Below are 22,816 nucleotides of genomic sequence, written 5' to 3'. Positions count from 1 at the left end.
TGAGAGAATATAGCGGCATCGGTGAGTTATGCTCACAATAACTCGAGCGTTACTTGGAGATACGGCTTTGAAACAACAGCGACTGAATACCATTATGGGTAAAGCGCAGGATATCTGTGCCGACTCCGGTGGTCGTCTAACCGAGAAGCGCAAGCGCATATTGGAGCTGTTGCTGGTATCAACTACCCCCATGTCGGCGTATGAAGTGGCTGATGCCTATAATAAAAACGCAGAAGCATCGATGCCGACGATGTCGGTTTACCGAATTTTGGATTATTTGGAGTCTGAGTTGTTGGTACACAAACTCAGCTCGACGAATAAATACGTCGCCTGTTCGCACATCGCCTGTAGCCACGCCCATGAAGTCCCGCAATTTTTAATTTGCAGTAAATGCCAAAACGTCAAAGAAATTGCCATTTCGAAACGCATTATTGACGAGTTGGATCTGCAGGTTGCTGATGCTGGCTATAAGCTACTGAATTCACAATTGGAGTTGCAGTGTCTCTGCGATAAATGCATGGCAAGTGCCGCTTGATAGTACTGCTAGGGTACTAGCTGTTAGCAAATAAAGACTATTTTTTTATACATTGCTGCAGTCAAAAAAAAGCGCCCGTGGGTTGGGCGCAAAAAATCTGCCGCTTTTGGAGAGAGCCCAAATACGCAGTGTGGGGCGTATCTGGGGCAAGGCAGAGATATTCAGAGTGTCGATGCGAGTGTTTGTTTCAAACTTTTAGCTGAATTTGCCTTACAAATTGTTAATACGAGTTCGAATGCATTAGCAAATTTGTGAGGCAAATTTATTAGCTGTAAAACGAGCCCTTGTTTTTGGCGCGCTCTATCAATCCGCTATCGGCTGCATACATACCGCCGAGACTTGCAAAACGTTCACAGCCGTCCATTACCCAGTCTAAACCTTTGTTGTCTGCATACCATAGCGGGCCACAGAAATGCGCGGGGAAGCCCGTACCTAGGCGCATGCCGGTATCGATATCTTCGGCAGATTCGCAAATCCCTTCATTCAAGCAGCGGCTGGCTTCAAGCAACATGGCCAGTACCAATCTGTCTTCAATATCTTGATCGCTAATAGTATTCGCACTTCCGATTTGGTTTGCGGCAAGTAACGCTGTCGTTTTTGGATCGTTGCTACGCTGCGGGCGTCCTTTGTCATCCGCCTGATATTGATAAAATCCGGCGCCGGTTTTTTGACCGTAGCGGCCCTCTTTGGCGAGGGTATTTATCGCGGTTTCAAAATTCGCCGCCATGACGTCTGGATAAGCCTCGCCCAAAATTCGCATAGCTTTGTCGAGGGTGTCTAGGCCAGCTACGTCGAGTAGGTAGGCTGGCCCCATTGGTAGACCCCACGCGGTCATAATATTGTCGATACGCTGGAAGTCGACGCCCTCGCGGATCAACAAAGAAAACGCCGCGAAGTAGGCGCCGAGAATACGGTTGATCAGAAAACCTGAGCAGTCTTTGACGAGTAAAGGTGTTTTACCCATTTGCAGCGCATAGGCGATGGTTTTGGCAACCGCCTGATCGCTACTCTGCGGCCCTTTGACAACTTCTACCAAGGGCATCATGTGTACTGGGTTAAAGAAGTGCATGCCGACGAGCTGGGCGGGGTTGTCTAGGCCTGCGGCGATATCACTAATACGCAGCGATGAGGTGTTTGATGCCAATACGGCGTCTGCTCTGCTGTTCTTAGCGGTTTCTGCCAGTACTGCTTGTTTGATTTCTAGTTTTTCGACGACGGCCTCAGCAATAATATCGAGGCTGTCGAAATCAGCGAAATCGAGTTGACCTAGTATCGAAGACAAAATTGTATCGGCCTTGTCTTGGCTAATGCGCTGTTGGCTAACTTGCTTGCCGAGTAGTTTACGTGCTTCTTTCAGCCCCAGTTCTACGGCGCTTTGTTGAATGTCCTTCATAATAACGGGGGTGCCGCGCAGCGCAGTGGTATAGGCAATACCACCACCCATAATACCGGCGCCGAGTACGCCCGCTTTTTCTATTGTTTCTTTATTGGCGTAGCGCTTGTTCTTCTTTTTCAGTGATTGCTGGGCCTGATATACCGCAACCAAGGCCTTGGCGGTGGTGCTTTGGGCTAGTTGCGAGAAGCAGGCTGCTTCTTCGCTTAGGGCGGCGTCGCGATCAAGCGGAGCGCAGCGCTGAAGTAGTTCGCAAATTGTATTAGCAGCGGGATAGTGCTTGGCGCTGCGTTTAAATTTAGCAAAGCTGTTTTCTAGCGCCTCGGTATTTATCTCGACACTGCCCTTGCGTTGCCTGCGGCGCTGCTGCCAGTCGAGCTTGCCGCTTATGGCCTCGTTTAATAGCGCGAGTGATTTTTCTCTGAGCGAATTGTCATCGGCAATATCATCTACCATGCCGGCACTCAGGGCATGTTTGCCACTGTACTGACGGCCACTGCTTAACCATTCTAATGCAGTTTCAAAGCCAGCTAGGCGCGGTGATTTTACGGTGCCGCCGACACCGGGTAACACACCCAGACCTACTTCTGGAAAGCCGAGCAGCGCGCTGTCCGTTGCTAGGCGGTAGTCGGTACATAAGGCGACTTCTAAACCGCCACCCAAGGCAAAGCCGTTTACCGCACATACACTCGGAAAGGGCAGGTCCTCTAATTGGCAGAGCACCGCCGCGGTGTTTTCACAAAATTCAATTTGTTGTGCGGTGGTTTTGGCTAGCAGGGTTTCAAGTTCGTCGATATTGGCGCCCGCTAAAAAGCCAGGCTTTGCGCTGCTGAGCAGCAAACCATTTATTCCATCTAGAGGAAGTGTGGCTAGCGCGTCGCGCAATTCTTCACGGAACTCTACGCTGAGTGTGTTTACTGGCGCATTGAGGTTGTCGAGGCAAAGTTCGGCGATGCCATTATCCAGTTGATCTATGCGCAGAAAATTGCCTGAATAAAGTGAGTTGCTCATGTTAAATCCTTGCCATCCAAATTGTGTGCTGCGTTTCAGGTGTTACTGAATTGTGCTGAACGCTTAGTTTTACGAGAAAAATGCCAGTAAGCCGATAAGAATGGCGAGCACCCAAACAACGAATGATATGATCTTAAAGAATGTAAGTATCAGTGCGTTGTTTACACAGGCAAACTGTGTGTTCGTGTTGAGTCGCATTGCGGTTTGTACCGGATACTTTCTGTATTTAGGCGCGCACTCTAAGTCTATTTAGTCATTTATGCAGTTATTGTAGGCGTGCGTGAAGGCTTTTATTCTCGTCGGTTCCGACGAATGCGTCGCTTGAAATGGAATTAGATTACTTTGGTCGGTTACTTTTTTGAGGTTGATTATTCTGTAGGGACTAGGAAAATCGTCTGATCCGACGACGAGATATACCCTGCTGTAGTGGAGTATTTACCTTACAAATTCTGGTTTTATCGGGTCTGCGATCCTGCTGATGTAGGCCTTTTAAAAACGCATTCTATGGGTAAGTAAATACAATGAGCGAAAAAGCGATAGTTGCCGGCGTGGGTATGGTGAAGTTTGCCAAACCAGGTCAAAACGAAGATTACGATGTAATGGCAGAAAAGGCGGTACGTCTGGCATTGAAAGATGCGGGTATTGAGTACAGCGAAGTGCAGCAAGCCTACGCAAGTTATATCTATGGTGATAGCACCTGCGGTCAAAAAGCCTTGTATCGTGTTGGTGAGACCGCCATTCCCATTATTAATGTGAACAATAATTGCTCTAGCGGTTCTACGGCGCTATTTCTTGCGCGCCAAGCAGTTGCTGGCGGCATGCTTGAATGCGCGTTGGTTGTAGGGTTTGAACAGATGCGCCCCGGTGCACTGGGTACATCTTGGGATGATCGCCCAAGCCCGTTTGAAGATTTTACAGGACATTTGAATCGCCTCGGTTACGCGGTAACGCAGGCTGGTCCCGCGCCTTGCGTCTTTGGTGCCGGCGGTATGGATTACTTGAAGAAATACGATGCCAATCCGGATATTTTTGGCAAGGTTGCGGTAAAGACCCGCAATCACGCAATGAAAAACCCTTATGCGCTCTTTACCAAGCCAATGACTTTGGAAGAGGTGATGACCTCACCGGTCATTTACGAGCCACATTTAACCCGCTTTATGGCCTGCCCACCAACCTGCGGTGCGGCGGCGGCAATTGTGTGTAGCGAAGACTTCGCAAAACGTCATGGCATTAATCATGGTGTAGAAATAGCGGGGCAGGGTATGGCGACGGATCACAGCGATAGCTGGGATTCAGCAATGAACTTGGTTGGTGCGCAAATGACGCGCCGCGCTGCTGCGGTTGCTTACGAGCAGGCTGGTATGGGGCCGGAGGATGTAAATGTTGTTGAATTGCATGACTGCTTTACTCCAAATGAAGTTATCACCTATGAAGGTTTAGGTCTTTGCGGTGAAGGTGAAGCCAGCAAGTTTATAAACGATGGCGACAATACCTACGGTGGTCGCGTGGTGGTAAATCCATCGGGTGGTTTGATGTCTAAGGGGCACCCGATTGGCGCTACCGGCGTGGCGCAGTGTGTTGAATTGTGCTGGCATTTGCGCGGTATGGCTGAAGATCGTCAGGTTGAAGGTGCCCGAGTGGCTTTACAGCACAACCTTGGTTTGGGTGGTGCGGCCGTGGTAACAATGTACAAAATTTAATCAGAAATTGTAGGCCTGTGTCGCTTAAAACTTGCACAGGCCTTCTTTTTCAGTTAATAATAAACACTGTAAATTTAACAGTGTTTATTATTGCTTTGAAGGCGGTCTGCGATGCCACGAATACAGCTAAGTGAAGACGAGATGGAGTCAATGCGTGAGCGTTTGTCGACGACAGCATTGGACGTCTATCGCCGCGAAGGGCTGTCGGCGTTGAGTTTTAGGCGTATCGCAGAGGCGGCGGGTATTAGTCACACCCTGCCGTACCGCTATTTTGAAAACAAAGAGGCGCTGTTGGCGCGGATGCGGGCAGATGCCTTGGCAACCTTTGAGGCCTATGTTCGGGAATATGAGTCCCGCGCAGACAGCCCGCTGGGCAAAGTACAGTCTGTTGCCGAGGGATATTTGACCTTTGCGCGGGAGCATCCCGAGGATTACATGTTGATTTTTGCGACGGAACAGCCGTCGCCAGAGTTATATCCCGATGTCTTGGCGGCGCGTCGCGATGTATTCGACCACGTTGTGGCGGTATTGCAGCGCTGTATTGATGCGGGGCTTTTGCGGGGGCAGGCGCGTGAAATTGCCCACCATTTTTGGGTTGCCTTGCACGGTTTGTTAAGCCTGCACACTGCAGACCAGTTGGTGCATGGCATGGAGTTAGACGAAATAGTCGTGCCGTTGATTCAGCGTCTGCTCGGCAGCGCGATGATTGAAGATTGATTTTTAGTGTCTCGTCGCTTGCGACGATGTGAAGTGACGACAAAGAAAACAAGATAATTAGATGCAGCGCGGCTGCGCAGGAGGAAGCAATGAGCAGAGCAGCAGTTCCATTAGATGAGTTAAGTGTTGAGCAGCGAGCGGAGTTTAAGCGCTTAACCAGTACGCCAAAGTATTCGTGGCCAACCATTGCGATGACGGTGGCCTTGACCCTGTCTTACGCGCTGACATACAGCTTGTGCGGTAGCGGTCAGTGGCCGCTGTGGGTGGGAACCATATTGAACTCGGTGGTGGGTTATCTCGCATTTAGTGTTATTCACGACTCGATTCACCGCGCAGTATCTAGCAATACCAAGGTGAACGACGGTGTTGGTCAGCTGGGTTTAAATTTGGTGTTGCCCTATGTCGATGTGCGCATGTTCCGTTGGGCGCATATTCTGCACCACCGTTTTGCAAGCGGCGACCGCGACCCTGATAAGGCATTTAATGGCGCGTGGTACACCCTGCCTTTCCGTTGGATGGCAATTGACGCGGTTTACTTTGTATACGCCTTGCGCCACGGCGATAAAGTGTCTGGGCCATTTTTGAAGGCGTGTCTGCGTCGTTTGGCGCTTGTCATTGTTGTGATTGCAGTGCTTAGCTACTACGGCTACGCCCTAGAAGTGTTTATGTTGTGGTTTTTGCCATCGCGTTTGATTCTGTTGTTTTTGGGTTTTAGCTTTTTCTGGCTGCCGCATGTGCCACACGATGTGTCGCAGGAAGAGAACTACACCCGCGCCACCACGATTCGTGAAGGTTTTGAGTGGTTGATGAATCCGGTGTTGCAGTACCAAAACTACCATTTGATTCACCACCTCTATCCTATGACGCCCTTTTACAACAATGAAAAAGTGTTCCGCTTGCTGGAAGTGCAGCTGCGTCGCAAAGATTTGGCTGTTCAGCATGGCTTTGCAATTCGGCCGACGATTTACCCCGGTCAGCCTGAATAAATTATTAAAAGTAGTCATAAACGATAAGGCCGGTTCGATGCGAGGCTGGTCAAGAAGGAGAGAATTATGCGCCGTTATCAATGCCGTTTTTGCTCACATATCTACGATGAGCGTTTGGGTGATCCAGATAGTGGAATCGCCCCTGGTACCAAGTTTGAGGATATCCCCGACGATTGGATGTGCCCAGATTGTGGCGTCGGCAAAGAAGACTACGATCTAATCGAAGAGTGATCCTTGCTGCTATTCGTCGGAAACGACGATCTCCGCTGCGACACATCTCCGTAAAGTTATCTCTGCTGAGAATACCGTATTTACTGTGAATGGTTGCCGTAGTGTGGATATGCAGTTGTATAAGCGCCGGCCTAGTCTGTGGCCGGTAAAAACCTCAATTTAACGAGAGTAGGGTGATGGAAAGTCAATCTTCAACACCAAATATCGCGGACTTAATTCAGTCCGACCGTGTGCATGGTTCTGTGTATACCGATGAGGCGATCTTTCAGCTTGAGCTGGAAAAAATTTGGTATAAAACTTGGGTATATGTCGGTCACGCCAGTGAAGTCCCCAATGCCAATGATTTTGTGTCTAAATCGATTGGGCCTCAGCCACTGATTATGACCCGTGGTCGTGACGGCGTCATTCGCCTGTTGCTCAACCGCTGTCCGCACCGCGCAAACCAGGTATGTCTGCAGGCCAAGGGTAACCGTGGTTCATTTACCTGCCCTTACCACGGCTGGACCTTCTCTAATAGCGGTGAGCTGCGCGGCTTCCCCTTTCCTGATGGTTACGACACCGCAGACCGCAGCGAGCTTGGCCTAGGTCAGGTTAATCGCGTTGCCGAGTATAAAGGCTTTGTGTTTGGCAGCTTTGCCGACGAAGGCCCAAGTTTAGAAGAGCATTTGGGTGCGGGCGGTCGCGACGCGATTGACCGTTTGGTGCAAACCTCGCCAGAGGGCGAAGTGGAAATTACCGCTGGTTTCCTGCAGCACCGCGCCAAGGCTAACTGGAAGTTTATTGTTGAGAACGAAACTGACGGCTACCACCCGCAGTTTGTGCATGCCTCAATCTTTAGTATCGCCAAAAGTGGTATCGGCGATCTGTACAGCAGTGACTCTACGGCGGTTGCACGGGATCTAGGTGACGGTCACACAGAAAACGATCTGCGTCCCGAATTCCGTCGCATCGACAAGCCTATGAACTGGTTTGGCACCAATGAAGCGCGCCTGCCGGATTATGTTGAAAAAATGAAAGCCGCTTACGGCGAAGAAAAAGCGCGGGAAATTATGATCGACGGTACCCCTCACGTCATGATTTTCCCGAATTTGTTCATCGCAGAAATTCAAATTTTTGTGATACAGCCGTTGGCTGTAGATGAAAGTATTCAGCACGTCACTGCGCTGCAATTTAAAGGCGCGCCAGATTTGAACCGTCGTCTGCGTCAGCAGACGATGGGCTCGGTTGGGCCTGCCGGTTTCTTATTGGCCGATGACTCAGAAATGTACGAGCGCACCCAACGCGGCGTAAAAAGTAAGATGCCAGAGTGGAATTATCTTGGTCGTGGTAAGCACCGTGAACGTCGCGACGAAGAAGGCTTTATGGTGGGTGATGCAACTGACGAAGTAACGTCGCGTGGCATTTGGCGTCACTACCGCGAATTGATGGAGGCAGAATGAGTAGCCAAATAGATCTGGCCTTATTGGCCGAGGTTCAGCAATTTTTGTATATGGAAGCGCGCTTGCAGGACAGTAATCTGTACAGCGAGTGGGAGGCACTGTGGACCGACGACGCGATTTATTGGGTGCCTGCCAATGGCGCGGACATCGACCCAGAAGAGCAGATGTCAATTATTTATGACAACCGCTCACGTATCGGCCTGCGTATAAAGCAGTTCTACACGGGTAAACGTCACACCCAAGCGCCGGCGTCTTCATTGGGCCGCGTGGTATCGAATATAGAAATTCTAGACGTGAATGGCGATGAAGTTAAAGTCGCCAGCAACGCGATGATTTTTGAATGTAATTTGCGTGCCGACACTGTCTGGGCGACCCGTAATGAATTTTTACTGCGTCGCACCGAAGAGGGTTTCCGTATGGCGCGTAAAAAAGTGGTGTTGGTGAATAACGAAAAACCACTCTACACCCTATCTTTCCTAGTTTAAGGAGTCAGCGATGAGCGAAGCCAAGACCAATCCAGAAGTATTGATCGGAGAGGGCGCGGCGTTGCTGACGCTTGATAGCGGCGTGGCGCACCTGCAATTGAATCGCCCTGAGTCAGCTAATGGCTTAGACATTCCCACCCTTGAAGCACTGTATGCCGCACTGATGGTATGCCACGGTGACCGCCGCGTTCGCGTGGTATTGCTTACCGGCAAGGGCGCGAACTTCTGTGCCGGTGGCGATGTGCATACCTTTGCCTCAAAAGGCAGTGATCTGCGTGAATATATTCGTCAGGCAACCTTGCATCTGCAAGTGGCTATTACCGCCATGGTGCATTTAGATGCACCTGTGATTGCCGCTGTTCAGGGCTTTGCCGCTGGCGGTGGTGGCATGGGATTAGTCTGCGCCAGCGATATTGTTATCGCCGGTCAGTCTAGTAAATACCTCGCCGGTGCAACTCGAGTAGCGATGGCACCCGACGCTGGTTTGTCAGTGACCTTGCCGCGTTTGGTGGGTGCTCGTAAGGCGGCTGAAATGCTATTGATGAACCCGACTATGGGTGCTGATGAGGCGCTGTCGCTGGGTTTGATTAATAAAATAGTTGCTGACGATCAACTCCAAGAAGAGGCCATGAAGTACGCTCGAAAAATGGCCGAAGGCGCGCCGATGGCGTTGGCAGCAACAAAACGTTTACTTTGGACTGGAATTGGTTTGGGTATTGATGCTGCGATGCCGGAAGAAGCGCGTACGGTTGCCAATCTATGCCGAACTAAAGATGTTTCTGAAGGCCTTGCTGCAGTGATAGAACGTCGGGCTCCCCAGTTTAAAGGCGAGTAAATATGCAGCATAAATCTCTTAAAGGCCGTCGCGCTTTTGTCACCGGTGGTGGCAAAGGAATCGGGGCGGCAATAGTTAAGCGTCTGGTCGCGGAAGGTTGTGATGTGGTTTTTTCCGCGCGTGATATGGCGTCCGCTGCGGCAGTGGTTGAAATGACCGGTGCCAAGGCAGTGGAGTTGGATGTCTCAGATATCCAAGCTTGCCACGATACCGTCAGTCAGCACGGTCCCTTCGATGTTGTGGTTAACAATGCCGGAATCGATCAGCACGCTTTTTTTACTAAAACGACCTTCAGTGAATGGCAGTATTTATTGAATGTAAATCTGCAAGCGGTATTGGCAACCAGCCATGCTGCTCTGCCTGCCATGCAGGCGGCGGGCTTTGGTCGCATTATCAATATTGGCTCTGAAGCTGGTCGTCAAGGTTCACGTGGCGGCTCGGTTTACGCTGCAGCCAAAGGTGGTGTTATTGCTTTTACAAAATCCTTGGCCCGTGAAAATGGTCGCTTGGGCATTACCGCCAATGTTATCGCGCCCGGCCCAGTAGACACCCCCTTGCTCCGCACTGCGGTTGAAGAGGGCGGCGAAAAATTGCTAAAGGCGATGGAGGCATCAACTCTGCTCGGTCGCCTAGGCACACCGGAAGAGGTGGCGGCAACCGTGGCGTTTTTAGCTTCTGACGAAGCCGGCTTTATTACCGGTGAGACCATCGGCGTGTCTGGTGGAATGGGTTGCTAATGAGCGAGTTAAGCAGCGAAAAGTTGGCAGAGAAAAAATCTCAGGTCGAGACTGTTATCGCTCGTATTCAGAAAGTCTACGGTGGGTGGCGCCGAGATACCTCTGTGGAAACCATGCGCGAAGACTGGGACCGGCTGTTCTGGAATGACAGTCAGCCAAGTGAGTATCGCGACGATAAAATAGATGGTGTCGCGGTGCGCTGGATCTCTGCGCCGAATACTCGTCGCGATCGTGTTCTGCTGTATTTTCACGGCGGCGGTTACAAAATGGGTTCGGTGGTGTCGCACCACGATTTAATGGTTAGAATTTCTGCTGCCAGTAATTGTCAGGTGCTCGGCGTGAATTACCGCATGTGCCCTGAGCATCCTTTTCCTGCGCCCATTGAGGACGCCGTCACGGTCTATAAGGCCCTGCTGAAAAAAGGCTTTTCTGCAGATCACTTGGCGCTTGCTGGGGATTCCGCAGGTGGTGGTCTTGCCGCTGGCGCTCTGTTAGCCCTGCGGGATGAAAGTCTTCCGCTACCTGCGGCTGCGGTACTTATCTCTGCATGGTTGGATATGACGCTGAGTGGTGAGAGCTACGAAACCCGCGCTAAAAGTGATCCGATTCACCAGCGTTTTATGCTGGATGCGCTTGCCAATCAATACCTAGGCAAAGACGGCGATCGCAAAAATCCACTCGCATCGCCATTGTTTGGCAATCTTTCTGGTTTGCCACCACTTTTATTGCAAATTGGCGATCGCGAAACCGGTTTAGACGACACGCTTTCCTTTGCCAAAGTAGCGGCTGAGCAAGGTGTAAAAATTGAGTGCAGCGTGTGGGATGAAATGATCCATGTCTTTCAGCAGTTTGCTGAAGAATTGGAAGATGCCCGCACGGCAATAACGCAGATCGGTGAGTTTTTGCAGCGCCACTGGGTTTTACACGATTAATTTCGCCAGCTCGACGTTTACGAATATCGGGTGAATGGCACAACAGGCAATGAGGTCTGTTTGAACTACGGAGTAGCAATGTGACTATCGGGATAACAGGATACGGTGTTTATATTCCCCATCTGCGACTGAGCCGCAAGGCGGTGGTAGATGCTAATGCGTGGTTTGCCCCAAATTTAAAAGGCAAGGGGCGCGGCCATCGCAGTATGGCAAATTGGGATGAAGACGCTATTACTATGGCAGTAGCGGCAGCGCGTGATGCTTTGCCGGAGTCTGTAGATCGTCAGGCATTTGCTAAAGTCATGCTCGCTTCAGAAAATTTGCCCTTTGCTGAGCGCCTCAATGCGGGCATTTTGGCCGGGGCTTTGGGCTTGGCAGATGACGTTGTTGCCAATGATCTTGGCGGTGCACAAAGTATTGCCCTGAGCAGTTTGGCGCAGGCTGTTAGCGCGGCCAAGGCCGATGCCGAAGCGAGCTTGCTCGTAGCCGCCAGTCATCGCCGTACTCGCGCAGCTAGCGCACAGGAATTAGATTACGCAGATGGTGCAGCCGCTATCACCGTCGGCACAGAAAATGTCCTTGCCGAAGTTTTGGCAAGTGCCAGTCATACCGTCGATTTTGTTGATCACTTCCGTCTGCAGGGCGAAGAGATTGATTACCATTGGGAAGAGCGTTGGGTGCGTGATGAAGGCATTGCCAAACTCGGTCCTAAGTCTGTGAATGCCGCTTTGGAAAAGGCCGGTATTAACGCAGCAGATGTGAATTACTTTATTTTCCCCTCGGTGTTTAAAAAAGCAGATGCGCAACTTGCCAAGCGCTGCGGAATTAATGAGGCAGCGGTGGTCGATAATTTCTCGGCGGAATTGGGCGACTGCGGTACTGCGCAGGGTTTGATTATGCTTGCCGGCGTTTTGGAGTCAGCGCAGCCAGGGCAGATTATTGTACTAAGTCAATTTGGTAGTGGCTGTAACACCGTGGTATTGCGTGTCACCGACGCTATTTCAGGTTTTAAACCTGTTCGCGGTCTGGCCGCGCAATTGGCTAGTGGTAAAGAAGAAACCAGCTACACCCGCTTCCTTGCGTATAAGGGGCAGTTGAAACTTGAGCGCGGTATGCGCGGAGAGCAAGACAAAAAGACCGCGCTTAGCACTTCTTATCGGCATCACAAATCGCTGCTTGGCTTTATTGCTGGCCGCTGCAAAGAAAGTGGTGATGTGCACTTCCCGCCTTCACGTATTTCTTACACCCCGGGTAATCATGTGCAAGACACCCAAGAGCCATACAGCTTGGCAGATAAACGCGGCAAGGTGCTAAGTTGGTCAGCTGAATATTTGTCGTCTTATATGGCGCCGCCGCATCAATATGGTCAGGTCGATTTTATTGGTGGTGGTCGTGTACTCATGGAGTTTACCGACGTTGCTCCCGGCGATATCGACAGCGGCTTTGAAGTAGAAATGGTATTCAGAGTTAAAGACATAGACGAGCTGCGCGGCTACAAGCGCTATTTCTGGAAGGCCAAGCCGGTTTCCTATAACAACGCAGATTCGTCTGCTGCAGCGGAGTAAAACAATGCCTCAAGGAATTAAAGATAAAGTCGCTATTTTGGGCATGGGCTGCAGCCGCTTTGGTGAACGCTGGGATGCCAGCCCCGAAGACTTGATGGTTGAAGCGTATAACGAAGCAATGAGTGATGCCGGTATTACCCCAGAGCAATTAGATGCGGCGTGGTTTTCGACCCATATGGAAGACGTCGGCACTGGTCGCGGTGGTATACCAATGGGTATCGCCCTGCGTTTGCCGAATATTGGTGTGACCCGGGTTGAAAACTTTTGTGCCGGCGGCTCAGAGGCTGTGCGTGCAGCGGTGTATGCAGTGGCCTCTGGCGCTTGCGATATCGCTATCGCCCTCGGTGTTGAAAAGCTAAAAGACACCGGCTACGGCGGTTTGCCTGTTGCCACCGTGGGAACCTATATTCCCCAGTGGTATCCGGCGGCGGTAGCGCCAGCAAACTTTGCTCAGTTGGCTGCGGCTTACCGTGCGAAGCACGGTGTAGATGCGGCAACGCTTAAGCGCGCCATCTCCCATGTGTCTGTAAAAAGTCACGCCAACGGCGCGAAAAATCCCAAGGCCCATTTACGTAAAGAAATCACCATAGAGCAGTGCTTGAATGCGCCGACAATTGCACAGCCTTTGGGTTTGTTTGATTGCTGTGGGGTTTCAGATGGCGCAGCCGCAGTGATAGTGACCCGTCCTGAAATCGCTCGGGAAATGGGTAAGAAAGATTTAGTGACCTTTAAGGCGTTGCAATTAGCGGTGTCTAACGGTTGGGAAATGTCGGGAAGTCAGTGGGACGGTAGCTACGTTCACACTGCGCGGATCGCATCAAGAAAAGCCTATGCCGAGGCGGGTATTAAAAACCCCCGTGAAGAAATTAGCATGAGCGAAGTGCACGACTGCTTCTCGATTACTGAGCTTGTCACTATGGAAGATTTAGGTCTTTCGGATGAGGGTGGAGCGGTGCGAGACGTGCTAGATGGCAAATTTGATGCCGACGGCGCAATTCCCTGTCAGATCGATGGCGGTCTGAAGTGCTTTGGTCACCCTGTTGGCGCTAGCGGTATTCGTATGCTGTACGAAATGTATTTGCAGCTCTTGGGGCGTGCTGGCGAACGTCAGTTGGCCAACCCGCGCACTGGCTTGATTCACAATTTAGGTGGTCAGCCCAACCAGAATGTGTGTTCTATTTCTATCGTCGGACGCGAAGGCGAGTAGGGGCTAGCAATGATTAAAATTGACCAGCCAGCACCACATGTAAAACGTCTGCTAATTAATCGCGCCGAGAAGCGTAACGCGATTGACTACGATGTGCGGCAATCGATGATTGAAGCCCTGCAGCAGGTGCAGGCCGATCCAGATTGTCGGGCAATTGTACTGGGCGGTGTTGAGGGTGTGTTCTCAGCCGGCGGCGATGTGCCGAGTATGGCTGGCTTAGATGAAGCTGGTGCCCGCGCTCGTATGAGCCATATTCACAGTTTGTGCCGCTTAGTTGCAGATTCGCGGGTGCCAGTTGTATCGGCGGTCGAAGGCTTTTGTGCCGGTGCAGCGGTGGGGTTGGCACTATTGGGTGATCATATTGTAGTCGGTAAGAGTACCAAAATATTATTTCCGTTTATGCGTTTAGGATTGGTGCCTGACTGGGGCACTCTACGCACCTTACCCGCCCGAGTTGGCGTGGCGACAGCGAAACGCATTATGACCAACGGCAAAATGATTCTTGCCCCCGAAGCATTGCAGATTGGCTTGGCAGATACCGACGCCGGTGAAGAAGACATTATGGCGGTGGCAGTTACACAAGCTGCACAAATGGCGACACTACCCACCGAAGCGTTTTACCGTATCAAACAGCGTTTGATGCACCCCTCTGCCAGTTTTGAAGAAGAATGGCAGCGTGAAGAAGATGATCAAGCAGCTCTGCTAACGGGTGATGATTTTAAAGAAGGCTTTGCTGCTTTTAGTGAAAAGCGCGATCCCGATTTTTGTAAACCAAGCGAATCCAATAATGCTTGAGCTTGTATCAATAGATTGTGAGGGCGATACCGCGCGACTCGCATTGCGAGCGCCGGCTACAAACGCAGCAAATACTCATACCAGCTCAGCTTGCGTGTTAGCGAGTACCGTTGCGCAGCTAGCGCGGCAAGATGGTGTGCGTCGCATTGTAATATCGCGCCATAGTCATGTAGTTAAAAGGTAAATTATGAGCGAAGCCGTATTAATCAGCCGCGACGCAGCGGTGGCAACAATAACCTTGAACCGCCCTGAAAAACGTAATGCGCTGGATTTAAGTCTGCGCGCCGCCATTGCTGCTGCGGTGACAGAGCTTGAAAAAGATCCCGCCATTCTCGCCATTGTCATTACCGGTGGCAATGAGGTATTCGCGGCGGGTGCGGATTTAAATTTACTGGCTGACAAAGGTTCGCAGGATGTAGCCGAGATTGACCTAGGTCAATATTGGGCGCCATTGGCAAAAGCGCAGAAGCCGGTTATTGCAGCGGTCAGTGGCTTCGCATTAGGCGCAGGCTGTGAGCTGGTTATGATGTGCGACATGATCGTGGCCGATTCCACCGCTCGCTTTGGCCAGCCGGAATCCCGAGTGGGTATTATGCCCGGTGCAGGTGGTACTCAGCGTTTAATTCGCGCTGTGGGCAAGGCGGTTGCCAGTATGATGTTAATGAGCGGCGAAGCCATTACCGGCGAGCGCGCTTATCAACTGGGTTTGATAAGTGATTTAGCTGAAGATGGCCAAGCATTGCTTAGGGCGCAGCAGCTAGCAAAATCGGCGAGTAAAATGCCACCTAAGGCGATTCGTGCGATTAAACGTACCTTGGCGACAGGGGCAGATTTGCCTTTAGATGCTGCGCTTAATTTAGAAAATCGCGAATTTTTATTATTGTTCGATACCGACGATAAAACCGAGGGCATGACGGCGTTTTTAGAAAAACGCAAAGCGGTTTTTACGGGCAAATAGGACAAAGATTAAGGGCGGTAGAATGAAGGATATACAGCGAATTGGTGTAGTTGGTGCTGGCACAATGGGGCGCGGCATTGTTCAGTTGTTTGCCCAAGCTGGACACGAGGTGTATTGCTTTGATGCCTGGGACGGCGCGGTTGCGAAAGCCATGGATTTTATCACTGGCTTGATTGAGCGCGGTGTTGAAAAAGGCCGCCAGACCCGTGAACAAGCCGACGAACTAATTAGCCGTATTCACCCCTGCGATCAGCTCGCTGATTTAGCACAATGCGATTTAGTGATTGAAGCGATCATTGAAGAAATTTCTGCTAAGCGCAGTTTGTTTGCGCAGCTAGAAGAGGTGTTGGCAAGTGATGCGATTATCGCCAGCAACACCTCGTCGCTGGTGGTGGCCGATATTGCCGCCGAGTGTAAAAATCCTGAGCGAGTGGCAGGTCTACACTTTTTTAATCCCGTACCTTTAATGAAAGTAGCAGAAATTATTGCCGCTGTTCGCACCTCGCAAGACACCGTAAGTGCATTGAAAAAGGTTATTGATGGCGCGGGTCATCGCGCCGTTATTGCCGCCGATCAGCCTGGATTTTTGGTAAACCACGCCGGTCGAGGTTTGTATACCGAAGGTTTGCGCATTATCGAAGATCAATGCGCGTCGGTGCAGGATGTTGATACCCTGATGCGGGAAGCCGCCGGTTTTAAAATGGGGCCTTTTGAATTATTAGACCTTACTGGCTTGGATGTGTCTGGCAAGGTGATGGAATCTATTTACGAGCAGTTTCAGCAAGAGCCGCGTTTCCGTCCTTCGTCTTTAGTGGCGCCACGTATTGCGGCCGGATTGCTTGGTCGTAAAAGCGGCGAGGGTTGGTATTGCTATGAAAATAATCAGCGTGTCGATACGCCTAAACCGGCAGTACCAGAATTAGTTGCTGGCCTAAAAGTGTGGATTGATCCTGTTGCTGATGACCACGATTCACTGCTGTCTCTGGTTCAAGAAGGTGGTGCGCAAGTGTGCGATGCCCCTGAACATGCTGAGCTAATTTTAATTCAGCCTTGGGGTTGGGATGTCACTAGCTATTGTACCGAGCACGATTTAGATGCGCGTTATACCGTTGCTGTTGATCCGCTGCCGGGCTTAGCTAAGCGCCGCACACTGATGATCAGCCCAATTACTGAAGTGGCCACCCGCGATGCCGCACATGCTCTGCTAGCACAAGGCGGTGATGTCACCATTATTAATGACAGCCCCGGTTTTGTAACTCAACGCATTCTGGCAACCATTGTGAATATCGCTGCGAATATTGCTCAGCGCGGTATTGCTAGTGTGGAAGACATTGAAGATTCGGTGCGTATTGGTTTGGGTTATCCCGCTGGTCCATTAAGTATTGGCGAGAAAATCGGCGGCGAACGTATTCTAATGATTTTAGACGCGATGCAAGCTCAGACCGGCGATATGCGCTACCGTCCTAGCTTGTGGTTAAGTCGCCGTGTGACGCTGGGTGTGTCCTTGCTTACTCCTGAGGCGAGTCGCATATGAGTGAGAACAATGCCATCGATATCGATTTTTTAAAAACCTGGATTGGAAAGGAGCGGGTTCGTCAAGATGACCTTAGCCCATTTAAGGCTCAGGCACTGGCGGCAGCGTTAGATCGTCAGAGTAGTTTGCAAGCTGGCGATGTATTGCCGCCAGCATGGCAGTGGCTGTATTTTGTTGATACGCCATTGGCAAGTGAAACAGGTGTGGACGGCCATCCCAAAACAGGTGGCTTTTTACCGCCTGCGCCGCTGCCAAGACGGATGTGGGCGGCGGGTAAATTCGAGGTCAGTCGCCCGCTCATCATAGGCAAGTCTGCCGAGCAAACATCAACTATTAAGTCAGTCGATCTGAAAAGTGGTAAAAGCGGCACACTGCTTTTTGTGACCGTTGAGCACAATACCCGTCAAGATGGTGAGCTGTGTTTAAGCGAACAGCAAAATATTGTTTACCGCGATATGCCAACGGCGGCGGCTCCATTACCGGCAGGCGAAGCCGCGGCACTCGACGCAGATTGGCAGAAGGAAATTACACCAGACCCGGTACTGCTCTTTAGATACTCTGCGCTTACCTACAATGGTCATCGTATTCATTATGACCGCGATTATGCAGTAAATACCGAGTTTTATCCCGCCTTGGTGGTACACGGTCCACTGTTAGCAACTCTGTTAGCTGAGCTTGTCGCGCAAAATATTCCGCAAGCGCAAATGGAGACGTTTCAGTTTCGTGCCCAGCGCCCCAGCTTTGACATTGATAAATTTACCGTGTGCGGCAAGCGCGATGGTAATAGTTTGTCGCTGTGGACGAGAAGCCATGATGGCTTTATTGGTATGACCGCGCAGGTACAATTGAGGGAAGAGAAATGAATCGTGCAATGCCGGTATGGCGCTCAATGCTGTTTCTTCCCGCCCATGTTGAGAAGTTTGTTGCCAAGGCTCATACCCGTGGCGCTGATGCTTGTATATTAGATTTAGAAGACAGTGTGCCACTAGACCAAAAAGCTGAAGCAAGAGCGATGGTGGCCGCCGGTGCCGAGACGATTGCCGCGCATAATGTTGGTGTATTGGTTCGGGTAAATAACGACGCCGATAATCTCAACGCAGATTTAGAAGCGGTAGTGCATCCCAAACTTGCCGCCATTGTACTGCCCAAGGTGAATGACGCCGGGATTGTTGAGGCGGTGTCTGCGAAACTCGACACCTTAGAAAAAAAATTGGGTCTTTCCATTGGCCATACTTTAATTATTGCGCAGATTGAAGACGTGCGTGCGCTACCGAATTTAGATCACATCGCGGCTTCTTCTAGTCGCTTATTAGGCATGAGTTTGGGTTCTGAGGATTTTTCGGCATCGGCCTGTATGGCACCTATCCCCGAAACTTTATTTGCGCCTAATCAAATGGTCACCTTTGCCTGCCGCCGTGCAGGGATTTTGCCCTTTGGTTTTCCAGCATCTATTGCAGATTATAGCGATGCAGAGGCGTTTGCGCGCACCGTGAAACTGGCAAGCCAAATGGGTTTTGTGGGTGCTTTTTGTATTCATCCCAGTCAGGCAGTAATGCTGAATGAAGGCTTTTCGCCATCGGCAGACGATATTGAACACGCTCAGGGCTTGTTAGCGGCATTTAAAACCGCCAGCGAAGAAGGCCGTGGGGCCTTTGCCTACAAAGGCAAAATGGTCGATCCTCCAGTGGTCGCTCGTGCCGAAGAATTGCTGCGGCGCGCAGACGCCATTGCGAACCGCTGATTTATTACGCTTACAGAAATTACGTCAAGGAGGCGACCTGTGTGAAACAGGCGCTTGCATAGCATGAATAAACACTCGATGGCAGATTTACCCAGTGCAACTAACACAGCGACACTGCTGCAAAGTTTACGCAGCGTTTTGGCTGTTGCCACTTCTGCGTTGGCGCAGCGCTGCACCGAAAATGGCACATTAAGCAGTGCCCAATTAGATGCGCAGCAAGTATCTAGCTTTGAGCTGGCGTGGGCTAATGCAGAGTTGTTGGCGGCGGAACGCGCTGTTGCCGTATTGGGGGAGCAGAGCAGTGAGCTAGAGCAGCGTTTAGCGATGGTATTTGTTGCCGAAGCGCTGACCTTAATTCGCGATCGCTTAGAATCCATTTTGCTAGATTTGAATTTGCCAGACGACAAGCTCAGTGCGGTTCATGCCGATGCCAGCAGTCGCACCCTGCGCCGTGTTGCGCTGTCGGACAGTTTCCTATTGGAAACCGCCCAGCTTTTGTCCCGTGACCCTAGCCAGATAGCGCGCATTAGCCTGAACGAAGACCTGACGATGGTGCAGGATATGTTCAGCCGTTTTGCCAGCGAAGCGGTGGCACCTTTGGCGGAAGAAATTCATCGCCACGACCTTATCGTTCCAGAAGCTGAGTTATTGCAACCGCTGCGGGAGATGGGGGTATTTGGTTTGTCGATTCCCGAGCAATACGGCGGCAGCGCACCGGATGATCGCGACGACAATATGACGATGGTAGTGGTGACAGAAGCCTTGTCAGAAGCGTCATTAGCGGCGGCTGGCAGTTTAATTACGCGGCCAGAAATATTGTCTCGCGCTTTGTTGGCTGGCGGTACAGAGGCTCAGAAGAAAGATTGGTTGCCGCGTATTGCGCAGGGTAATCCGCTGTGTGGTATCGCCATTACTGAACCCGACTACGGTTCAGATGTTGCGAGCTTAACAATGCGAGGTACCCGCTGCGAGGGTGGCTGGTTACTTAATGGCGCTAAAACCTGGTGTACCTTTGCCGGTAAGGCTGGGGTGATGATGGTGGTCACCCGCACCGATCCAGATAAGAGCAAAGGTTATAAAGGTTTGAGTTTATTGTTGGCTGAAAAGCCATCTTTTGAAGGCCATGAGTTCGATCACGTTCAAGAGGGTGGCGGGCGCATTATTGGCCGCGCGATTCCAACCATTGGCTATCGTGGCATGCATTCCTTTGATGTGTCCTTTGAAAATTATTTTGTACCCGACGCCAACGTCATTGGTGAAGAAGGCGGCTTGGGCAAAGGATTTTATTACACCATGGCGGGCATGATGGGTGGGCGTATGCAAACCGCTGCCCGTGCTAGTGGGGTGATGCGGGCAGCGCTGTTGGCGGGCTTGCGCTACGCTGAAGAGCGCAAGGTATTTGGTTCACCGCTTATTGACTACTCCCTAACCTCGGCGAAACTCGCCAAAATGGCAGCGCGTTATTCTGCTAGTCGTCATTTGGCGTATTCGATTGCTGAATTATTAGATCAGGGCGGCGGTCGCATGGAAGCCAGCTTGGTTAAATTGTTTGCTTGTCGCTCTGCCGAACTTGTTACCCGCGAAGCCCTACAAATTCACGGTGGTATGGGTTACGCCGAAGAAATGCCGGTAAGTCGCTACTTTGTGGATGCGCGGGTTTTATCGATTTTTGAAGGTGCGGAAGAAACCCTGGCTCTCAAAGTTATCGCTCGCAGCTTGCTTGAGGCGGCGCTAAAGGAGCAGGCGGCATGATCAGCAGCGGTATTCTCAGTGGTATGCGGGTGGTGGAGCTATCTGCTTTTGTTGCCGCGCCACTTGGCGGCATGACCTTGGCGCAGATGGGAGCCGATGTGATTCGTATCGACCGCCCTCAGGGTGGTTTGGATTATCGACGCTGGCCGGTAACCAAAGACAATACAAGTTTGTTTTGGGCTGGTTTAAATAAATCCAAGCGCTCAGTGGCGATTGATATTGCCAAGCCTGAGGGTCGTGAATTGGCACAGGCGCTTATTAGTGCCGATGGCGATGATGCCGGTATGTTGCTGACCAATTTCCCTGCGCGGGGGTGGTTGTCTTACGAAGAGCTGAGTAAGCGTCGCGCAGATTTGATTCAGCTCACCATACAGGGCGACCGCCACGGCGGATCTGCCGTTGACTACACCTTAAACCCTGCTATTGGTCTGCCAATGTTGACTGGCCCACAGGGTTACGAGGGTGTGGTGAATCACGTGCTGCCGGCCTGGGACCTGATTACCGGTCAAATGGCGGCGGTGGGTTTGTTAGCGGCAGAGCGTCATCGCAGCCGCAAGGGCGAAGGCCAGCACGTTAAACTGCCTTTGGAAGATGTGGCGCTGGCGGTGATGGGGCATCTTGGATTTATCGCCGAAGCAGAGTTGGGTGTAGAGCGCGAGCGCTGTGGCAACGACTTATTCGGTGCTTTCGGTCGCGATTTTCTTACAGCCGATAATGAGCGGGTGATGGTTGTTGGTCTTTCTGAGAAGCAGTGGCAGTCCTTGGTAAATGCCTGTGATATCGCTGAGCAAATTAAGCAATTGGCGGCTAACTTGGGTGTAAACCTCGATTTGGAAGGTGAGCGCTTTAAAGCTCGCGAAGGGATTGCGGCATTAGTCGGCCCATGGATTAAGGCGCGACCTTTTGCTGACGTTGCTAAAGCCTTCGATGCCAATGGCGTCTGTTGGGGGCGCTATCAGTCGGTAAGTCAGATGGTGAAAACCGATGATTCTTGCTCTGAAAAAAATCCCATGTTCAATAAGGTTGAGCAGGCTGGGGTAGGCACTATTTTATCGCCCTCAATTCCACTTAATTTCGGCAGTGGGCGTGACGGCGCTAAACCCGCGCCAGTTTTGGGCGCTCATACCGAGTCGGTATTGTGCGACGTTCTGGGCCTAAGCTCGGCTGAATATGGTCGTTATTATGATTCTGGAATTGTGGCGGGGCCGGCGTCATAGCGAATAATGTTCTTATCTTAGTCGCTGGCGTCGAGTCCTCTTAATTCACGAATACTCAATCCCGTTCTGCGTTTGAGCATTTTTCTGAAGGATGCCGCGTCGGCGTAGCCAAGTCGCTCTGCAATCGTATTCATCGATTCACCGCGCTGCAGCCATTGCCGCGCGAGTTTCTCAAATACCTGTTCGTGTATTTCTTTATAAGTTAATTCTTCTTCCTTTAGCCGGCGTAGTAGGGTGCGTTCGCCCAAACCCAATTTACCCGCTACGGTATTGCGAGATGGGGTGATACCTTGATCGATAAGAGCGAGAATAGCTCTTTCGATATTCTCGCTTAAATTTTTCAGATTGCGTGTTTGGTGGTCGAGACGATAGTCCAGCGACTCGTACAGCTCGGTGTCGGCAGAGGCCAATGGAATGTCGAGCAGTCTGGCGTCTACACATAGTGCATATTCGTTCATATTAAATTTGCAGTGGCAGCCTAATTGTCGCTCGTATTTTTCCCTAAGGCCGAAGTCTGCGTGGGCAAACCAGATTTCCGAAAATTTGTAGATTTCCACGGGAAAGCAGTCTTGCATCATTCGTGTACAGGCGCTGATAAAGGCGTCGTAGGAATGATGGGTGATCTCCATATCGGGATTAGAAAGCCGAAATTTCATTACCCCGAGCGCATTTTGCTCAGTCAGTGCAAATCGCCATACCTCGCTAACCAGCGAAATTTGGTGGAGTGCCTCTAGAATCGATTGCCGGAAGGTAGGCGCGACCATCATTTTAAAGGCGAGGGGGCCTAAGGTGCGAAAGTGGAAATGCTTTAATACACCGAGCCCGATATCTGGTGGTGCTCCCAAGTCATCTGCCGCTTTCCATAGGGCGGTCAAATCGTCTTGGTTTACCCTTGTGAGCAACTGCCACGCATTAGCTTCTAGCTTAGCTTCTTTAAATAGGTGCTCGCGATTTACATTAGCGCCTTCTGCAATGACTTGGGCGGTCATTTGTGCCCATGGCAGGCTTGTTGTTATTGAGTGTGCGTGCTTTGTCACGAATTAACC

20 protein-coding genes and 1 pseudogene are annotated in these 22,816 nt (G+C 51.0%); 19 read left to right on the top strand and 2 right to left on the bottom strand.

The genetic code is table 11. From position 1 onward, the window contains the following. Nucleotides 1–94 precede the first annotated feature (94 nt). Nucleotides 95–535: a Fur family transcriptional regulator gene (locus C0068_RS16055; RefSeq protein ID WP_434061424.1), complete on the top strand. Its 441-nt coding sequence runs from the start codon at nucleotides 95–97 to the stop codon at nucleotides 533–535. 265 nt (nucleotides 536–800) lie between these two features. On the opposite strand, the gene C0068_RS16050 is transcribed toward C0068_RS16055, so the two are convergent. After that, nucleotides 801–2,939, bottom strand: coding sequence for a 3-hydroxyacyl-CoA dehydrogenase NAD-binding domain-containing protein (locus tag C0068_RS16050; protein ID WP_103685499.1), 2,139 nt, complete (start codon nucleotides 2,937–2,939; stop codon nucleotides 801–803). Nucleotides 2,940–3,460: 521 nt separating this feature from the next. Here C0068_RS16050 and C0068_RS16045 point away from each other — a divergent pair. From C0068_RS16045 to C0068_RS15955, 18 genes and pseudogenes are all read left to right on the top strand, one after another. Next, the gene (locus tag C0068_RS16045) at nucleotides 3,461–4,639 is read left to right on the top strand and encodes a lipid-transfer protein (protein ID WP_103685498.1); all 1,179 of its coding nucleotides are present in this window, start codon (nucleotides 3,461–3,463) and stop codon (nucleotides 4,637–4,639) included. A gap of 111 nt (nucleotides 4,640–4,750) precedes the next feature. Beyond that, on the top strand, nucleotides 4,751–5,356 hold the full coding sequence (locus C0068_RS16040; RefSeq protein WP_103685497.1) for a TetR/AcrR family transcriptional regulator: 606 nt from the start codon (nucleotides 4,751–4,753) through the stop codon (nucleotides 5,354–5,356). Between the two features lie 89 nt (nucleotides 5,357–5,445). Further along, entirely contained in the window at nucleotides 5,446–6,342 is an 897-nt protein-coding gene (locus C0068_RS16035; RefSeq protein WP_103685496.1) for a fatty acid desaturase, read from the top strand. 66 nt (nucleotides 6,343–6,408) lie between these two features. Further along, nucleotides 6,409–6,567: pseudogene (gene rd, locus C0068_RS16030) on the top strand (rubredoxin); the annotation flags it as partial. 182 nt (nucleotides 6,568–6,749) lie between these two features. After that, the gene (locus tag C0068_RS16025; protein WP_103685494.1) at nucleotides 6,750–8,012 is read left to right on the top strand and encodes an aromatic ring-hydroxylating oxygenase subunit alpha; all 1,263 of its coding nucleotides are present in this window, start codon (nucleotides 6,750–6,752) and stop codon (nucleotides 8,010–8,012) included. Further along, a complete protein-coding gene (locus C0068_RS16020; protein ID WP_103685493.1) occupies nucleotides 8,009–8,497 on the top strand; it encodes an aromatic-ring-hydroxylating dioxygenase subunit beta in 489 nt (162 codons plus the stop codon). Before C0068_RS16025 ends, C0068_RS16020 begins: the two co-directional genes overlap by 4 nt. 10 nt (nucleotides 8,498–8,507) lie before the next feature. Continuing rightward, the gene (locus C0068_RS16015; protein WP_103685492.1) at nucleotides 8,508–9,332 is read left to right on the top strand and encodes an enoyl-CoA hydratase/isomerase family protein; all 825 of its coding nucleotides are present in this window, start codon (nucleotides 8,508–8,510) and stop codon (nucleotides 9,330–9,332) included. A 2-nt stretch (nucleotides 9,333–9,334) separates the two neighbouring features. After that, entirely contained in the window at nucleotides 9,335–10,069 is a 735-nt protein-coding gene (locus C0068_RS16010; RefSeq protein WP_103685491.1) for an SDR family NAD(P)-dependent oxidoreductase, read from the top strand. Next, a complete protein-coding gene (locus tag C0068_RS16005; RefSeq protein ID WP_103685490.1) occupies nucleotides 10,069–11,001 on the top strand; it encodes an alpha/beta hydrolase in 933 nt (310 codons plus the stop codon). The genes C0068_RS16010 and C0068_RS16005 overlap by 1 nt, the downstream gene beginning before the upstream one ends. An 80-nt stretch (nucleotides 11,002–11,081) precedes the next feature. Next, the gene (locus tag C0068_RS16000; RefSeq protein ID WP_103685489.1) at nucleotides 11,082–12,566 is read left to right on the top strand and encodes a 3-oxoacyl-[acyl-carrier-protein] synthase III C-terminal domain-containing protein; all 1,485 of its coding nucleotides are present in this window, start codon (nucleotides 11,082–11,084) and stop codon (nucleotides 12,564–12,566) included. 4 nt (nucleotides 12,567–12,570) lie between these two features. Continuing rightward, a complete protein-coding gene (locus C0068_RS15995; RefSeq protein WP_103685488.1) occupies nucleotides 12,571–13,773 on the top strand; it encodes an acetyl-CoA acetyltransferase in 1,203 nt (400 codons plus the stop codon). A 9-nt stretch (nucleotides 13,774–13,782) separates the two neighbouring features. Then, complete coding sequence (locus C0068_RS15990) at nucleotides 13,783–14,568, top strand: enoyl-CoA hydratase/isomerase family protein (RefSeq protein ID WP_103685487.1); 786 nt, start codon at nucleotides 13,783–13,785, stop codon at nucleotides 14,566–14,568. Between the two features lie 187 nt (nucleotides 14,569–14,755). Beyond that, on the top strand, nucleotides 14,756–15,526 hold the full coding sequence (locus C0068_RS15980) for an enoyl-CoA hydratase-related protein (RefSeq protein ID WP_103685485.1): 771 nt from the start codon (nucleotides 14,756–14,758) through the stop codon (nucleotides 15,524–15,526). Nucleotides 15,527–15,548: 22 nt separating this feature from the next. Next, nucleotides 15,549–17,060: a 3-hydroxyacyl-CoA dehydrogenase gene (locus C0068_RS15975; RefSeq protein ID WP_103685484.1), complete on the top strand. Its 1,512-nt coding sequence runs from the start codon at nucleotides 15,549–15,551 to the stop codon at nucleotides 17,058–17,060. Continuing rightward, nucleotides 17,057–17,923: an HTD2 family dehydratase gene (locus tag C0068_RS15970; protein WP_103685483.1), complete on the top strand. Its 867-nt coding sequence runs from the start codon at nucleotides 17,057–17,059 to the stop codon at nucleotides 17,921–17,923. Before C0068_RS15975 ends, C0068_RS15970 begins: the two co-directional genes overlap by 4 nt. After that, nucleotides 17,920–18,801, top strand: coding sequence for an HpcH/HpaI aldolase/citrate lyase family protein (locus C0068_RS15965; protein WP_233208841.1), 882 nt, complete (start codon nucleotides 17,920–17,922; stop codon nucleotides 18,799–18,801). Before C0068_RS15970 ends, C0068_RS15965 begins: the two co-directional genes overlap by 4 nt. A 63-nt stretch (nucleotides 18,802–18,864) precedes the next feature. Beyond that, nucleotides 18,865–20,553 carry an acyl-CoA dehydrogenase family protein gene (locus C0068_RS15960; RefSeq protein ID WP_199176205.1) on the top strand — a complete coding sequence of 563 codons (1,689 nt, stop codon included), beginning with the start codon at nucleotides 18,865–18,867 and terminating at the stop codon, nucleotides 20,551–20,553. Continuing rightward, on the top strand, nucleotides 20,550–21,770 hold the full coding sequence (locus C0068_RS15955) for a CoA transferase (protein ID WP_103685482.1): 1,221 nt from the start codon (nucleotides 20,550–20,552) through the stop codon (nucleotides 21,768–21,770). Before C0068_RS15960 ends, C0068_RS15955 begins: the two co-directional genes overlap by 4 nt. Before the next feature lie 17 nt (nucleotides 21,771–21,787). Here C0068_RS15955 and C0068_RS15950 read toward each other — a convergent pair whose 3' ends face one another. Next, nucleotides 21,788–22,807 carry an AraC family transcriptional regulator gene (locus C0068_RS15950; protein WP_146047913.1) on the bottom strand — a complete coding sequence of 340 codons (1,020 nt, stop codon included), beginning with the start codon at nucleotides 22,805–22,807 and terminating at the stop codon, nucleotides 21,788–21,790. Between the last annotated feature and the right edge of the window lie 9 nt (nucleotides 22,808–22,816).

Origin of the sequence: Zhongshania marina, assembly GCF_002915595.1 — a bacterium.
GTDB classification, from domain to species: Bacteria; Pseudomonadota; Gammaproteobacteria; order Pseudomonadales; family Spongiibacteraceae; genus Spongiibacter; species Spongiibacter marinus_B.
This window is presented reverse-complemented; position numbering and strand designations above follow the sequence as displayed.